Source organism: Labrenzia sp. THAF82 (assembly GCF_009363435.1).
Classification (GTDB): domain Bacteria; phylum Pseudomonadota; class Alphaproteobacteria; order Rhizobiales; family Stappiaceae; genus Roseibium; species Roseibium porphyridii.
In genome coordinates, this window is record NZ_CP045354.1 from 2,607,492 (window position 1) to 2,622,693 (window position 15,202).

General features: G+C 55.3%; 13 protein-coding genes. 5 read left to right on the plus strand and 8 right to left on the minus strand.

Annotated elements, in window-relative coordinates:
* Positions 1–41 precede the first annotated feature (41 nt).
* Together FIV00_RS12250 and FIV00_RS12255 are read left to right on the plus strand one after the other, a co-directional pair.
* Complete coding sequence (locus FIV00_RS12250; protein ID WP_152501009.1) at positions 42–1,571, plus strand: AMP-binding protein; 1,530 nt, start codon at positions 42–44, stop codon at positions 1,569–1,571.
* Positions 1,568–2,371, plus strand: a complete 804-nt coding sequence (locus FIV00_RS12255; protein WP_152501010.1) for an SDR family oxidoreductase — start codon at positions 1,568–1,570, stop codon at positions 2,369–2,371. The genes FIV00_RS12250 and FIV00_RS12255 overlap by 4 nt, the downstream gene beginning before the upstream one ends.
* A gap of 22 nt (positions 2,372–2,393) precedes the next feature.
* On the opposite strand, the gene FIV00_RS12260 is transcribed toward FIV00_RS12255, so the two are convergent.
* A complete protein-coding gene (locus FIV00_RS12260) occupies positions 2,394–3,053 on the minus strand; it encodes a L,D-transpeptidase (protein WP_152501011.1) in 660 nt (219 codons plus the stop codon).
* Between the two features lie 186 nt (positions 3,054–3,239).
* Positions 3,240–3,833 (minus strand): TetR/AcrR family transcriptional regulator, encoded by a 594-nt coding sequence (locus FIV00_RS12265; protein WP_152501012.1) that lies wholly within the window; start codon positions 3,831–3,833, stop codon positions 3,240–3,242.
* A gap of 149 nt (positions 3,834–3,982) precedes the next feature.
* Here FIV00_RS12265 and FIV00_RS12270 point away from each other — a divergent pair, with 149 nt between their 5' ends.
* The gene (locus FIV00_RS12270; RefSeq protein ID WP_152501013.1) at positions 3,983–4,411 is read left to right on the plus strand and encodes a VOC family protein; all 429 of its coding nucleotides are present in this window, start codon (positions 3,983–3,985) and stop codon (positions 4,409–4,411) included.
* A gap of 121 nt (positions 4,412–4,532) precedes the next feature.
* On the opposite strand, the gene FIV00_RS12275 is transcribed toward FIV00_RS12270, so the two are convergent.
* The 4 genes from FIV00_RS12275 to FIV00_RS12290 all read right to left on the minus strand — a co-directional run bounded on the left by FIV00_RS12275 (position 4,533) and on the right by FIV00_RS12290 (position 8,884).
* A complete protein-coding gene (locus tag FIV00_RS12275) occupies positions 4,533–5,027 on the minus strand; it encodes a hypothetical protein (RefSeq protein ID WP_152501014.1) in 495 nt (164 codons plus the stop codon).
* Positions 5,028–5,209: 182 nt separating this feature from the next.
* Positions 5,210–6,661 (minus strand): hypothetical protein, encoded by a 1,452-nt coding sequence (locus tag FIV00_RS12280; protein WP_152501015.1) that lies wholly within the window; start codon positions 6,659–6,661, stop codon positions 5,210–5,212.
* 31 nt (positions 6,662–6,692) lie between these two features.
* Positions 6,693–7,619 (minus strand): DUF6384 family protein, encoded by a 927-nt coding sequence (locus FIV00_RS12285; RefSeq protein WP_152501016.1) that lies wholly within the window; start codon positions 7,617–7,619, stop codon positions 6,693–6,695.
* Positions 7,620–7,678: 59 nt separating this feature from the next.
* Positions 7,679–8,884, minus strand: a complete 1,206-nt coding sequence (locus tag FIV00_RS12290) for a cell surface protein (protein ID WP_152501017.1) — start codon at positions 8,882–8,884, stop codon at positions 7,679–7,681.
* 248 nt (positions 8,885–9,132) lie between these two features.
* On the opposite strand from FIV00_RS12290, the gene FIV00_RS12295 reads away from it, so the two are divergent.
* Positions 9,133–11,643, plus strand: coding sequence for a DUF3772 domain-containing protein (locus tag FIV00_RS12295; RefSeq protein WP_209006906.1), 2,511 nt, complete (start codon positions 9,133–9,135; stop codon positions 11,641–11,643).
* Between the two features lie 4 nt (positions 11,644–11,647).
* Here the strand turns inward: FIV00_RS12295 and FIV00_RS12300 are convergent, their stop codons facing one another.
* Both FIV00_RS12300 and FIV00_RS12305 read right to left on the minus strand, forming a co-directional pair.
* Positions 11,648–12,580 carry a pseudouridine-5'-phosphate glycosidase gene (locus tag FIV00_RS12300; protein ID WP_152501018.1) on the minus strand — a complete coding sequence of 311 codons (933 nt, stop codon included), beginning with the start codon at positions 12,578–12,580 and terminating at the stop codon, positions 11,648–11,650.
* A 106-nt stretch (positions 12,581–12,686) separates the two neighbouring features.
* The gene (locus tag FIV00_RS12305; RefSeq protein ID WP_152501019.1) at positions 12,687–13,610 is read right to left on the minus strand and encodes a PfkB family carbohydrate kinase; all 924 of its coding nucleotides are present in this window, start codon (positions 13,608–13,610) and stop codon (positions 12,687–12,689) included.
* A 316-nt stretch (positions 13,611–13,926) separates the two neighbouring features.
* Here FIV00_RS12305 and recA point away from each other — a divergent pair, with 316 nt between their 5' ends.
* A complete protein-coding gene (gene recA, locus FIV00_RS12310; protein WP_152501020.1) occupies positions 13,927–14,997 on the plus strand; it encodes a recombinase RecA in 1,071 nt (356 codons plus the stop codon).
* Positions 14,998–15,202 lie beyond the last annotated feature (205 nt).

Below are 15,202 nucleotides of genomic sequence, written 5' to 3' on the forward strand. Positions count from 1 at the left end.
ACCTGGCAATAGTATCTGAGAGGACGAATTTGGAGGCAAGAATGAACCCGGCAGAGTGGCTTTATAGAAGCGCGGCGAAAATGCCCGATGCTCCTGCTCTCCATAGTGGCACCACATGCACGGCCAGCTATGGCGAGTTCGCCAATCGAGCGGGCTCCATCGCCTTGGCCTTGTCCGATGAAGGCGTTGGCAAGGGGGATCGCGTAGCGTTTTATTGCGCCAACCGGACCGAGTATCTGGAAGCACTCTATGGCACATGGTGGATCGGGGCATCGGTTGTACCGATAAACGCGAAATTGCATGTCAAGGAAGCTGCCTGGATGATTGAAAACTCCGGCACGGCTCTTGTTTTTTCGGATGATAAATCCGTCATGCATCTCTCACCTCTCGTCGATGCAGGCGTGCGTGTAGTCAGTCTTACTGGTGACGCATTTGGCGCAATGCGCGGCACCCAATCGGACACTGTCCCGGTTGCAATGCAAAAGGATGAGCTTGCCTGGCTGTTTTATACATCCGGAACGACCGGCAAGCCCAAGGGCGTCATGATTACTTGCGGAAATATCCTCTCCATGACGCTGACTTACTTTTCGGACGTGGATGAAGTCAAAACACAGGATGCCATCCTATATGCAGCTCCGATGAGCCATGGGGCTGGCCTCTACAATTTCATGCATGTTCTGAAAGGTGCGCGGCATGTTGTGCCTGAAAGCGGTGGTTTCGATGCCGCGGAAGTTCTGACAATTGCTCCTTTGATCGGTTCTGTTTCGATGTTCGCGGCCCCGACGATGGTCCGAAGGCTTGTCGATGAAGCCAAGGCAAAGGACCTGTCCGGAAGAGGGCTCAGGACCGTCGTTTATGCCGGTGGACCGATGTACGAGGCGGACATTCTGGAAGCTGTCGATCAAATGGGGCCTCGCTTCGTTCAAATTTACGGTCAGGGAGAATGCCCTATGGGCATTTCGGCGCTGCCACGTGAAGAGGTTTCCGATCGTGACCATCCGCGTTGGCGAGATCGTTTGAATTCAGTCGGCACTGCGCAGTCCGCTGTCCTTGTTGCGATTGTCGACGAGGCGGGCAACGAACGTCCACGCGGCGAGGTGGGGGAAATTGTGGTCAAGGGACCCACTGTCATGAAGGGATATTGGAAAAACCCGGATGCAACCTCAAAGACACTTCGAGACGGCTGGCTGTGGACGGGAGATCTCGGGCGCATGGATGACGCCGGTTATGTGACCCTACAGGATCGGTCCAAGGACGTTATCATTTCCGGGGGAGCCAATATCTACCCACGTGAAGTGGAAGAGGTGCTGCTGAGCCATGATGCCGTGCGTGAAGTCGCGGTTGTTGGCCGGACGGACCTGGAATGGGGTGAAACCGTGGTTGCCTTCGTTGTTTGCGACGAAAACCGGACCGTCACGACACAAGTACTGGATTTACATTGTCTAGATCAGATTGCACGGTTCAAACGGCCAAAAGAGTATCTGTTCGTTTCTGAACTGCCGAAGAACAATTATGGAAAGGTCCTGAAGACGGAGCTGCGGGACAGAGTGAACAAGGAGGTACGGACATGAGCGAACTGACCGGGAAAACTGCGCTCGTCACGGGATCGGTGCAAGGGATCGGGTTGGCCATTGCCAAGGTACTTGGGCGGGCAGGGGCCCGCGTTGGCGTGCACGGCTTGGCAACGGACGAGCAGGCAAAATCAACCGTCGACGCCGTGTTGGAAGCCGGTACTCCCGAGGTAAGGTTTTTTGGCGCAGATGTGAAAGATGTGGCCGCGATCGAAACAATGATGGCGGAGGTCACCGATTGGGGCGGTCCAGATATTCTGGTCAATAACGCAGGAATTCAAAAGACCGCCAGTCTTGCGGAGGCCGATCCGGCAATCTGGGACGCGATCATCGGCGTCAATCTTTCAGCAGCTTTCCACACCATGCGTCTGGCTTTACCTGCAATGGCAGCCAAAGGGTACGGCCGGGTAATCAACATCGCATCGGTTCACGGCCTGGTCGCTTCCGTCAACAAGGCACCATATGTAGCGTCGAAATTCGGTCTGGTGGGAATGAGCAAGGTCGCCGCTCTTGAATACGCGACGGCGGGCCAGAAGGCGACTGGCGGCGTCACCATCAACTGCATTGCGCCCGGTTGGACGGAAACTGCCATCATCGAGCCCCAAGTGGCGGCCCGTGCCGAACAATTCGGCGGAGATCGAGACAAGGGAATTGCAGATCTGCTGGCAGAAAAGCAACCAACCCGACGCACGTCGGACCCTTCTGAAATCGGTGAGCTCGCTCTTTGGCTTTGTAACCCGATTGCTCACAATGTGACGGGTGCAACGATCCCCGTCGACGGTGGTTGGACGTCGCAATAGGCTGATCAGCGTAGCGAAAGACTTAAAGAACCACGACCTTGGTTCCGAGCTCAACGCGATTGTAGAGATCGATGATGTCCTGGTGCCACATACGGATGCAGCCGCTGGACGCATTGGTGCCGATGCTGCTGGGCTGGTTTGTGCTGTGGATGCGATAAAGAGTGTCTTTATTGCCCTGCCAAAGATAGAGACCCCGTGCACCGATCGGGTTGCTCGGGCCACCTTCCTGCCCGTCCTTGTATTTCGCCAGGCGCGGTTCGCGCTCGATCATTTCGTCGGGCGGAAACCATTTCGGCCATTTGCGTTTGAAACGGATCACGGCCTCGCCATTCCAGGCAAATCCGGCACGACCGACGCCAATGCCATAGCGGATGGCACGGCCACCAGGCTGGATGAGGTAAAGGAACTTCCTGTTCGGGTCGACAACGATTGTGCCAGATGGGTATTGGGACGGATAAAACACCGATTGGCGCAGATATTTCGGATCGAAATTCTGATATTTGATGCCGGGCAGTGAAAAGCCACCGTCGCGTACAGGCGCATAAGCGGTCGCATAATCAGGCGTTCCGTCGGAGAGCGGCGTCAGGCCCGCTTGAACTGTAGCGCCCTGTTTACTTTGGCAGGCGGCCAGCAGCAGCGGAATTCCAGCAACAAAACTCCGTCGGCTCAATTTTATCGCCATGCTCGCGTCCTTTCCCGGGGGGCCGCCTCGTAGCGGATATCGGTTGTTGTCACCTTAAAACAGCTTTGCGGTCCGCAATCTGGATAAACGGAATACTGAAACGGTCCTCGAAAGCAACACAATTATGGTAAATGACCGATTAACGTCGAGTCCTAAGAGGCTGTTCCAAAATCACAAAAACGCTATTCAGTCCGCCAAAATTCCGGCCAGAAGCTTGCGCGTGGCGGTCTCATAGGCGGTTCTGTCCTCACCTGCTGCAATGGCGAGTGCCGCACGGTCGAAGGCTGAGGAAAGGAGATCGGCTAGCGGCTCGAGCTCGATGCCTTTCAAGTGTCCGTGCTTTGCGCTGTGCTGCAGGCCTTCTAAAAGCGTCGCACCGCCGGTCTCCTTGTCGATTTCCGCCATTTCCGCCACGCCGAGAACGGCGGGCCCTTCCAGCAACATGATTTTGGCGCGACCAGGAACGGACATTGCGGAAAAATAAGCACTTGCACCGGACATGAAAGCGTCGAGTGGGGATTGTCCGGTATCGGTCTCGGCATCGATTTCGGCCGCGATGGCGGCCGCCTCGTGATGGACGAGGGCCCGCATGAGATCCGCCTTGTCCGCAAAGTGATGATAAAGCGCGCCTCTGGTGACGTCCGCAGCCTTCACGATTTCCGGTGTTCCGGTTTCAGCATACCCTTTTTCGACGATCAGAGCACGGGCAGCCCTGAGAAGTGCGTTGCGCGTTTCGGCCCGGCGTTCGGCTTGAGTTCGCCGTGATTTTGCTTCTTGCATACATGCAGCCTGTATGTTAATTGAATTTTACATACAAACTGTATGTCTTTTTATTGATGTTGAAAAGGCCACTCCAATGATCGTGTTTTCGTCGACGTGACGGCGCATTGGTCAGATTGGCAGCGGATACCAGGCAAGGAGATCGGAAGATGAAGTGCACACAGTATTACCCGGTTCTGATGACATCGAATGTTGCAGAAACTGCGCGGTTCTATCAGGACAACTTCAAATTCAAGGCGGCGTTCGAAGCCGACTGGTATGTCCATCTGCAATCCGAGGAAGACGAAAAGGTCAATCTTGCGGTTCTCAATCAGGACCACGAGACAATTCCGAAGGAAGGAAGGGGCAAAGGAGCGGCTGGAATGCTGATAAATTTTGAAGTGGAAGACGTTGATGCTGTTTATGAAAAAGCCAAGGAAAATGGTTTGCCCATCCTGCAGGTCCTACGCGACGAAGACTTCGGTCAGCGCCACTTCATTACCCGTGACCCGAACGGTGTTCTGATTGACGTTATCAAGCCCATACCGCCCAGCCCCGAATTCCTGAAGCAGTTTGCACCTGAAGCTGTGCCTTCATGACCGATACGGCACAAACCGGAGTTACCGGTCAATCGCATTGGTTTTGAACCAAAGCCTGGTGACAAGAAAGCGGCGTGACCGGGGATCGGTCACGCCGCTTTGATTAAATTTCCCTTGGCCGTCAGGACGAAACGGCAGGACAGGAGCTGTTCTGCTCGGCGCGTGACTTCAAGCCCTGGAGGCTTTGCATCGTGTTCGGGTCACCGGGCAAAACGAAACTTTGTTCAAGCGCTGTACGCACGTTGTTTATGACTGCAAGATCCTGAACGGCGAGTGTCTGGCAGGGCGTACCGGTAAAGCGGACCCGAATACGAATGACGCGCTGACCGTTGTCTGACGGTCCAAATTCAGAATCGAGTGCCGGGTTCGGACTGGTCATTGGCCTTTCCAGAACAACCATGTTCGGCTGATCCTGAAGCACGACCGTACCCCGTTGCTGTGCGCTGGAGACCAGAGCATTTCGCACGGTGGGTGGGTCGGCGGCAATCGTTACGCTTTGTGCGCCGGCCGGAACGCTAAGCTGCGGTTGGTCAGGCAAACTCGCACGCTGCGAGGATCCTGACTGGCATGCGGCAAGACTAAGCGCGCATAGGCTGGCTAAAAGAAGATGTCGCATGTTCAGTCCTGCATTCAATAGAGCAGCCGATGGTCCCGGCTTCGTCATCACCTAAATCAAGTCATCGCTGAACACAATAAAACTGCGTGTGAGCAACGGCATTCTTGTTTCAACACTGTGTCACAACACTCCTAACGAAGCCTTGTGGCCGGACATGGGCAAAAATGGCAGTCTTTTGAAAATTAGAAACTGTCACCGGTTTTAAATCCTCCGCTGCCAAAGCTTTTGCCGGTCTTGAAACTTCCCTTGAAGGGATCTCTGCGTTTCGTGCGGCGGCCAAAGTCACCACCGAAGCCTCCCATGGATTTTGGAAGTCCGGACCCACCTGGAAAGGCAACGCGGCGGCCTCGCGGTTTGCGGCGCTTGTGTGAGCGCTCGGCTCTCGCCCAGTAATCAGCGCCGGTTATCGCGCCTTTGACCAGCTCACCGAGCAGAACTGTCGTCAGCTTATCGTCGGAAAAAGTGGATTCCCAGCTTCCATAACCTTTCGAGCGGAATCGTTTGATGACGTCGGAGAGCTCAGCCCGGCGGCGGCTGATGTCGCGTTGCAGCTCACGGTCCTGCCGGATTTCTCGGGCAACCTGCTCAATCCTGTCCTTCAGATCCTCAATACGTTGAACAATTTTTTCATCCTCAGGCGAAGGTGTTGCAATTGCTGCCCGCCAGAGGTCATTCAAATCGTCGGCCTGAAGTGAGACAGACAAGTGTTCTTCGGCCTTTTGAAAATCCGCGTCTTCACCGCTGGAAAACTCGGTCAGTGCAGCGGACAGTGTTTCGATCTGACGATCCAGTTTGTCGAGTTGAGCGTCGATCCGGTCAATGTCCTCACTTTGGGTCTCAATCGCCCCGACCAGATCGGTTCCAGCCGCATCCGTCATGGCGTTGCGGCTCATTTCGGCAAGCTTGGCCTGCTCTTCTACGGCTATATCGGCGCAGTGTTCCGCATGGCGGGCCATGCGTTCAGGTATGCCGGTCAACATTGCGTAATTGGCGCGCGCGCCGTCAAACTTGATCAGCCCGGCGACCCACCGGTCCAGTGAGCGCACAAGACCCCGGTGGGTATAGTCTGGAGTTCCATAGCCGCGCTGCCAGAGGTAGATAAACAACGGATCGTCTTCATAGGCCTTGCCCTTTTGCTCACGGTCCGCGTTGGAAGTCTCGGCCTTTGAGGCCGCAGCTTCCGCGGTCGCCTCTGCGGTTTCTGCTCTTTCGCGCTGGGCAAGATACGCCTTGTCGTTTTCCAGGCGGCCGTCGATGGCTTCCATCAGTTCGTCCATCTGGCTTTCTGCCGCATCCCGGGCTTCGTCCAGATCCGACCGTTCCTTTTGAAGCTGTCCACGCTCCGCCTCGCAGCTGCGCAACTGATCAGTCAGCACCTTGTAGTCAGAGTTTCGTTTGTCCAGAAGGCGGCGGGCTTCGCGGGCAGCACTGTCGAGGCGGGTGTTCAGCGCGCCTGCTGCATCTGTGTCCATCCGAAAACGCGCCAGGTCGCGATAGGCCTCGCTCTGACGTTCTTGCAGGTCTGTCATGGCGCGGGTCGCGCGTTCGATCCGCTTGGTGAGTTCAGCTTCTTCACGGCGCAAGTCAGCAAGCGATTGCTCGATCGTCCCCAGGGTCTGACGTCCTGTCAGCATATGCGTATCCCCATCAAGTTCCGATTGACCGCTACCATTGGGTGATTGCTCCGTCCTGTACGCCGCTGCGCCACTTGATATTCAGTTCACCGCGGCGTTTCTCGCCAAGCTTGCCGTTTTGAACGATGCCGTCTTCCAGCTTGTCCTGCCGCACGGCATCATAAATATTCTGCGATACCCGCTGTCCCCATTTGTCGACTGAAACCGCTTCGCTGTTTTCTTCAGAAACGATGCTGCGATTGATGATGTTTCCGTCCGGATCGATCGCTTCAACGACAATGTAGTAGTTTTCGGTCTCCGGATTGGTTTCCGGAATACGGGTGATGCCGGTCGGTACGCCCTGACGCGAAATGATGCGGACTTCAAAGACTTCCTGCAGATTGGCAGCCAGTTGACGCAAGTCGCTTTCGGCCTTGAAGGCGGCATCGTTTTTGCCATCCGACAGGGCCAGTCGACCATCCTCAGCTAGACGCGCCGCTTCTGCCTCGATGTCGGCATTTTCGGTCAAGGCATCAACGCGTCCAACCAGTTCCGAATAGGTTTGGGGAAGCGCATCAATGCGAGCCAACAGATCCGCTTCTGCGCGTTGTTCAGGCAATTTGACCAGGAAATACCAAGCTGCAATGGCAACGACCAGGACTGCAAAGACCCCGACCATCCATTTCGACCAGGTACTGCGGGAAATATAAATCATCGCCAGGGTGCGCGAAAACCCAGCAGCCGGAGGTGAATAGACAAAGCGATCGCGTTTGAGGTCCTCGACACCTTTTTTGAGGATATGGTCTGGAACTTCGATCCCCTGAGCTGCATAGACCTTGCGCAAACGGTCGATCATTGCGGTGTCGCGTTCATCCGCTTTCAGTTCACGGGCCACCTGACCTTCTTCATGCCGAAGCGTGTCCACCACGTCCATCGCCATCATCAGATCGTCGAGCGGAGCCTCGGATTTGCCTGCCATACGATTGGTTCTTCTTGCGTTGGGCAGGCCGTTTGACCGGCCTGCCGATGCCTAGCGTGTTAAAGTCCCTGGCCCTGGGCCGTCAGTTTGGCCAGCCGCCGTTTTCCGTCCTCGACCGCATTGCGGATTTCTTCGGAGTTCTTGGTCGACATGTCGCGCATTTCCGTAATGATTTCACGGGACTGAACCTGGAAGTTCACAACCGAATCCACCAGCTTTTTGACCGAGGCGGCAGCTACGGTCGGGCCATAACCGGCTTTCAGGGCTTCCTTTTGAACCGCATCGCCAATTTCCGCCAGAGTCTCAAGGCTCTTGTTGATGCCGTCCTTCATGGCATTCAGCGTTTCGGTGGATTCATGCAGGCCTTGAAGACCGGTAAAGGAGGCGTTGAGAGCTGTCAGGACGGATTCGTTGGTCGAAAAGAAGCTGACCGACTGGGCATAAACGCGTTCCTTCGCGTTTGTGGTCTGCACCAATCGAGCCATGATGACTTCGGACGTATTGTAACCAATCGTCAGATTGTCGGAGAGATCCTTGGCAATCTGGTATCTCTTTTCTTCGTCCTGCATCTCGCGCAGTTTTTCGTCACGCGCAAGTTCCAGCCGGGCTTTCTGAGCCGGGTCGTCACCGGTATAGGCCTCCACTTCGCTGGAAGACCCCTCAAGTGCGGATTTGGCGACCGACAACTTTTCAGTTGCCATGTTGAGCAACTCAAGCGCCGTTACCTCTGCCTGCTTCAGTGCCCCGCGGAAATCGCGGTAGGCCTCCAGGATAACCTGTTCACGTTCGATCTGGTCTTTGGTTGCGCTGGCCACATCCTTGTAGGTTCCGCGAATATCGGTGAACCGGTCTGAAATGGTGCCGCGGCGCATGTCGCGCCATTTGTTGGAAAGATTTTCAGTGAAGGAAATCTTGCCGTCCGCAAGCTGGTCAACCAGTGTCTTGGCATCGTCGCGGATCGAGTTGAAGGCCTCGGTGATTTCCTCATACCGCTCACCGATATCCATCTGTTGCACCTGGTTGCGGACCACCTCGTTGAAGTTGGAGGCCTGACCGAGGGTGCGGGAAATGATCAAGACCTTGTCGGGCGACAGGTCGGAGATCTGCTCAAGCAGTGCATTGATCGGCGCATCGCGTTCCGTTTCCGGTGAGATACCGATATCGCGCAACGTTGAAAGAGCGCGATCCAGATATTGAAGGGGGGAAAACCCGCCGGCCGGCGCCGCTGCATTTTCCGGAGTTTCAGGTGCTGCCGCGTCTGTCATTTTTGACCTCCTCGAAGGACGGCGTCGATTTTTCTGGTCCAGCGCCGCTTCGTCCTGTTTACGTCGTAAAGGGGCATGTTAGGGCAGGCTTACGCCGCTCTGTCAACGGTTTGGCGGTGGAAACTGGCCAAGTTTGCTCGCCGAGCCAGACCCGTTTGATCCTTTCCATAGGCTGCTTTTGCGACAAGTATGTTTCGTGGATCAGAGTTCCTGCATTTTCACGCTGTGCCCTTCTTGACCTTGTGCTCATGGCTTTGCCACAGAAGAATGCGGTAACAAGTGGTCAGGAAAGACTTTCGGTCTTGAACGGAACAGGTACGCGTTGGCATGGCAAAGTGATGAAACAGATAAAGACTATTGGTTTCTCGCTCCTGTTTGCCTTGCTTTTGGCACTGCAATTATCGGTCTTTTCCAGTTATGCCCAGGAAGCGGGCAGCGACCCGGTTCCTGCTGAACCTTCGGTGCTCGATCTCTTCGAGCGTGCCTCGAATGCCTTGGAGCAAGGTACGGTCTCGACCGCAACACTTGAGCTCTTACGGCAACAGCTCGTCGAGGTGCGTGATAAAAACTCACGCATTGTCGAACATGGCAGCATCGACGCGCAAACACTTGCCGCCCAGTTGCGGGCTCTGGGATCACCTCCTTCGGATGGACAGGATGAAGCTGAGGAGATTGCCGAGAGGCGCAAGGAACTGACGAATGCGCTGGCTGAGGCCAATGCCCCGATCCGCGAAGCAAGGGAAATCACAAACCTTGCCAATGTGCTTATTCGCGAGGTCGACCGGCAAATCAGGTCGATGAAGATCGACAGCCTGTTGACCAATTATCCTTCGCCGCTTGTTCCGGCAACATGGACCAGCGGTTTCCAGGAAATCAACCAATTCTGGCGGCGGTTGCATCGCGATATTCAAGGGGAACTTGAACGCCCCAGCGTTTCGAAAGCGCTTGGACAGACTGTGCCGACGTCACTGGCACTTGTTGCCTTTGGAATATTCTTCCTTGTCGTTGGGCGCATGCCCATCCATCGCTTCCTGTTGAAACTGAGCGTGCGTCAGGAACGTGGCGGGCGCGCGCTTGCGCTTGCGGTGGTCTATAATCTCAGTTTCCTGGTTTTGCCGGCAATCGGCGCCTTGTCGATCCTCCTCGTCATACCGGTCCTGGACATCTACCCCAACAGCGCTCGAATTGCGCTCACAGCAGCTCCGATTGTGGCGCTTTTCATGATTATCGCCAATTGGCTGGGTCACACGCTGTTTGCGCCGGGTCAGACCCGTTGGCGCCTGTTGGAGCTTGAGGAACGCGAGGCAAAGCTGGGCTTGCGACTTTGCCAGGGGCTCGGAGCCTTCATGATGGTCGAGGTTGCACTGGAAACGCTGCAGCTTGACAATGCCTTTGGCGACAGCGCGATCTCGGTCTTGTCCGTACCGCTCATTGTAACCGCTGCGATATTGTTATGGGCATTGGCGGGGATCCTCAGAAACAAGGGTGCGGAAGTTCCCGACGAGACTGAGGAGGCCGAGGAACCGGATGAAGACGAGGAAGCCGAAGAAGCTTCGGTCAAACCGCAAGAATCCGGATTTCTGTTGTTCCTCTCCCTTTTGATGAAAGCGTCTGCTTTGCTGGCAGTCAGCGTGACCCTTGTCGGTTATGTTGAACTGGCAAGGGCTGCCATTATTCCCATGATCATGACGGTCGCCCAGTTGGGACTAGGCTTCATGCTCTATCACCTTGCGCAGCTTTTGGTGAAAACTGCGACGGACCGGGATGACGCGGCCCCAACGCCCATTTTGGTGACAATCGGACTGATTGTTCCGCTGGTGGCGATCTTTACGCCGCTAATTGCGCTGACCTGGGGTGCCAGGGCAACGGATATCGCCGATGCCTGGCGATTGCTGATCGGAGGCGTTCAGTTCGGAGACATCCGTCTGTCACTGGATTCTCTGATCGTTCTCGGGGTTATTTTCGCAATTGGCGTGTTGATCACACGCTGGTTGAAAAATCTGCTGAGGACATCGGTTCTGCCGCAAACGCGCATGGATGTCGGCGCGCAGACCGCGATCGTAACCGGGACCGGATACGTCGGTTTGACGCTCGCGATTCTGGTGGCGGTTTCGACCGCGGGATTGAACCTCTCCAGCCTTGCCGTCGTGGCGGGTGCGCTCTCGGTTGGCATCGGGTTCGGTTTGCAAACCATTGTCTCGAATTTCGTCTCAGGCATCATTTTGCTGATAGAGCGGCCGATCAAGGAAGGCGACTGGATCGAGGTTTCTGGCCATATGGGCTACGTGCGCGACATCTCCGTTCGCTCAACCAGGATAGAAACTTTTGATCGGCATGATGTCATCATTCCGAATTCGGACCTGATTGCCGGCACGGTCAAAAACATGACCTTGAGCAACAAGTCTGGCCGATTGATGCTTCCAATCAGGGTTGCTTTCGGCAGTGACCTGGAGCGGGTGAAGGCCATTTTGATCGAAGCGGCCAGGGGTCACTACACCGTTGCGCGCTATCCGGTGCCGTTTGTCCTCTTCATGGGAGTTGGCGAGAACGCATTGAACTTCGAATTGAGATGCTATCTCAAAGACGTCAACAACATACTGACGACGCAATCGGATCTCTACTTCGCCATCTATAATGAACTCGGCAAATCAGGGATCGAAATTCCGATCCCGCAGCGCGATCTGCACATCAAGGATATCGACAAGGTGTTGAATGCCCTGGATGGAAAGGCAAAAACCGATCCATCCCCGGCATCCTGATCGTCTAGACGAGTTCGGCCGCGATGCGGGCCGCCAACCGGGCGTTGTTGCGCACAAGGGCAATATTGGTGTCGAGGCTGCGTCCATCAGTCAGGTCGAGTATTGCGCCCAAGACGAACGGTGTGACGTCCTTTCCAGTTACATTCCGGGCCTCTGCCTGCCGGATAGCCTCGTCAATAAAGCCGGCCATCTCCGATCCGGGAATTTCATCTGTTTCCGGTACAGGATTGGCGATCAGGACACCGCCATGGTCTGGAAAGTTTTGCCGCATCTTCAGGAGTTGTCCGATGTCAGCGGCAGAGTTGAGCGTATAGGGTGCTTGAAGACCACTGGTTCTGGACCAGAATGCCGGCAATTCCTCGGTGCCATAAGCGATAACCGGGACGCCTTTGGTCTCCAGCACTTCCAGCGTCTTTGGAATGTCCAGAAGAGCCTTTGCACCTGCTGAGACAACACATACGGGTGTGCGTCCAAGCTCATCGAGATCCGCCGACACGTCGAAGGTTGTTTCCGCACCCTTGTGAACACCACCAATACCGCCGGTCGCGAATACTTTCAGACCGGCAACATGCGCTGCCATCATCGTCGCAGCAACGGTCGTCGCGCCATAGAGGCCGGTGCTGAGTGCAAATGTGAGATCTGCGCGCGAACACTTCATCACGTCTTTGGCTTGCGCCAGGCGATCCAGGTCGCTGTCGGACAGGCCGATCATGATCTTGCCGTCCATCAGTGCGATGGTAGCCGGGACTGCGCCTTCGGCACGAATGTCGGCTTCTACCAACCGAGCCGTTTCGACATTTTTGGGAAAGGGCATCCCGTGCGTGATAATCGTGGATTCCAGAGCAACGATCGGTTTGTTGCTGGCAAGGGCATCCCGGACCTCCGCGCTGTAGACAAGCAGGTCTTTGACTGAGGTGTTAACGTCTGGGCGTGTCACGGAAGTGGCCTCTTGCTGTTTTCGCGGGCGCAGAGCCCTTTTTGTTGTTCGCCGCTCTTATAGGCCCGCACCGATTGCGCGCCAAGTGGGTGGTTTGTCCATTTGGTCAAAAATCTACCAGTGTTTCCCAGGAAAGCGATTCAGCAAACGCGCCAGTGCTTGCAAGGGTCAAGGTGGCTGCCTTCAGGCCAAACGTCACTGCCTCTTCAAGAGCATGTCCCTTGGAAATTGCGGCCAGGCTGGCGGCCGTCAGCGCATCGCCTGCGCCAGTTACATCGGTGACATCCGTTTTTGCCGGTGCAAGTCTGGTAATCAAACCCTTGTTTGAAACCGTGATGCTGGCAGGTCCGTCTGTCAGGACGAAGGATTTCAAACCGGCCTCAGCGAGGGCGGATGAAGTTTCATCCGGATCTGTCGAGATTGGCAATCCAGTCAACGCAGCGGCTTCTCCACGATTGAGGAACAGACAATCAAGGCGAGAGAGCAGGGCTGTCAGTCGCTGGGACTTGGCATTCGAAACCGCATTGGCCATCAGCATGCCGGTCTGGATTTGCGAGGCCAGGGCCTCAAGCATTTGTGTGGGCAGGTTCGCGTCGAGAAACCAGATTGTCCGGTTGTCTGAAATTGCCGCCAGGCGATCAACGATGTCGGCGAAGAGATCGACCGGAGCTTCGGAGAGGATACGGTCATCAACACAGGCGGCCTTCAGCGAACCGTCCGGATCATGGAGTGCCAGATACTGCCCGGTTGAAAATCCCGATCTGTCGACGGTGAAGAGTTTGATCCCTTCGTCACTCAATTGCGCCTTGAGGAGTTGGGCGGGAGCGTCGTCGCCGACAGTTCCGATAAGCTTGGTCTGAACACCCAGTTTTGCAAGATTACGGGCGACATTGGTTGCCACTCCGCCGGGCTTTGCGTGAAAGCGGGCCGGGGTGGACGTTTCGGGCCGGATCGCTTCAGCTCCGTGCGCAATTGTATCGTAGTGAATTGCACCAAGTGCAATAACAGTGCTTTCGGAGGACGAGGACACGCCGGATTACTTCTCCAGAGATCGGCCGGGATGGCGGGTGATGAGACACTGGACAAGCGGGCTAACAGATCGAACCTGATGCGGCAACTCCTGGCCGCAGGATCAATTGATTCTCCAGGCTCAAGGGCTCACAGCAGCGGGAACTGAAATAGTTACGTAACGTTAGTTTTGAAGACCATCATGAGAACATATTGGAAACAAACATGCATTTCCGTTTTAATACCAATCGGTTTCGCCGACTTGTCAAATGAGAACAAAAAGTGTACAAAGCTCTCATTGAAACGGCACGTCCATCGTGGAATAAGGAGCGTGAACCATGTCACAAAGTACACTTCGTCTCGTAGAAAGCAGCCAGATGGATAAGACAAAAGCGCTGGATGCAGCGCTGAGCCAGATCGAAAGAGCCTTTGGTAAAGGCTCCATCATGCGTATGGGTCAGAGGCAAGCTGTCGAGATTCAGTCTGTCTCAACCGGGTCGCTCGGTTTGGATATCGCGCTGGGTATTGGCGGGCTGCCGCGTGGACGTATCGTTGAGATCTATGGTCCGGAATCGTCCGGTAAGACCACGCTTGCACTTCACACAGTTGCCGAAGCCCAGAAGAACGGCGGCATTTGTGCCTTCGTTGATGCGGAGCACGCGCTGGATCCTGTTTATGCCCGCAAGCTCGGTGTCGATATCGACAACCTTTTGATCTCCCAGCCAGACGCAGGTGAACAGGCGCTTGAGATCTGCGATACGCTTGTCCGTTCCGGGGCAATTGATGTTCTGGTCATCGACTCCGTTGCAGCTCTGACCCCCAAGGCAGAGCTGGAAGGGGAAATGGGTGACAGTCTTCCGGGCATGCAAGCGCGCCTGATGAGCCAGGCGCTTCGCAAGCTGACAGCATCGATTTCCAAGTCGAACTGCATGGTTATCTTCATCAACCAGATCCGGATGAAGATCGGTGTCATGTTCGGCTCGCCCGAGACAACGACGGGCGGTAATGCATTGAAATTCTATTCCTCGGTTCGTCTTGATATCCGTCGCATCGGCGCAATCAAGGATCGGGACGAGGTGGTCGGAAACCAAACGCGCGTCAAGGTGGTCAAGAACAAGCTTGCGCCTCCTTTCCGGCAGGTTGAGTTCGATATCGTTTATGGTGAAGGTGTTTCCAAAACCGGTGAACTGATCGACCTTGGTGTTAAAGGCAATATTGTCGAAAAGTCCGGGGCCTGGTTCTCCTATAACAGTCAGCGGCTTGGCCAGGGCCGTGAAAATGCCAAACAGTTTCTGAAGGATAATCCGGAGATTGCTGACGAGATTGAATTGGCAATTCGCCAGAATGCGGGACTTATCGCAGAAGCAATCATCGACCCGGAAGGCGGTGCAGAAGAAGACGAGGATTGAGTTTCCTTTCCTCTGCTCCCTGAAGCCTTTCGCAGTCGGGACTATGTCTGATAAGCAAAATGTGGAACCCCTCCTTGCCGAACAAGGAGGGGTTTTGTTGTTTCGTCGTTGCATTTGCCAGCAGCACGGTCAGGAGATTTCCGGTCGCGACGTGCAAATCCGCCGGTTCTCAGAGCGTGCGTCCTCGCAACTGCTGGACAGGTTT

Bases quoted from the DNA above. Each gene is read 5' to 3' on its own strand.
- FIV00_RS12270 (WP_152501013.1), top strand. From the start codon at position 3,983: ATGAAGTGCACACAGTATTACCCGGTTCTGATGACATCGAATGTTGCA.
- FIV00_RS12285 (WP_152501016.1), bottom strand. From the start codon at position 7,619: ATGGCAGGCAAATCCGAGGCTCCGCTCGACGATCTGATGATGGCGATG.
- FIV00_RS12275 (WP_152501014.1), bottom strand. From the start codon at position 5,027: ATGCGACATCTTCTTTTAGCCAGCCTATGCGCGCTTAGTCTTGCCGCA.
- FIV00_RS12290 (WP_152501017.1), bottom strand. From the start codon at position 8,884: ATGACAGACGCGGCAGCACCTGAAACTCCGGAAAATGCAGCGGCGCCG.
- FIV00_RS12255 (WP_152501010.1), top strand. From the start codon at position 1,568: ATGAGCGAACTGACCGGGAAAACTGCGCTCGTCACGGGATCGGTGCAA.
- FIV00_RS12295 (WP_209006906.1), top strand. From the start codon at position 9,133: ATGGCTTTGCCACAGAAGAATGCGGTAACAAGTGGTCAGGAAAGACTT.
- FIV00_RS12280 (WP_152501015.1), bottom strand. From the start codon at position 6,661: ATGCTGACAGGACGTCAGACCCTGGGGACGATCGAGCAATCGCTTGCT.
- FIV00_RS12265 (WP_152501012.1), bottom strand. From the start codon at position 3,833: ATGCAAGAAGCAAAATCACGGCGAACTCAAGCCGAACGCCGGGCCGAA.
- FIV00_RS12250 (WP_152501009.1), top strand. From the start codon at position 42: ATGAACCCGGCAGAGTGGCTTTATAGAAGCGCGGCGAAAATGCCCGAT.
- FIV00_RS12260 (WP_152501011.1), bottom strand. From the start codon at position 3,053: ATGGCGATAAAATTGAGCCGACGGAGTTTTGTTGCTGGAATTCCGCTG.
- recA (WP_152501020.1), top strand. From the start codon at position 13,927: ATGTCACAAAGTACACTTCGTCTCGTAGAAAGCAGCCAGATGGATAAG.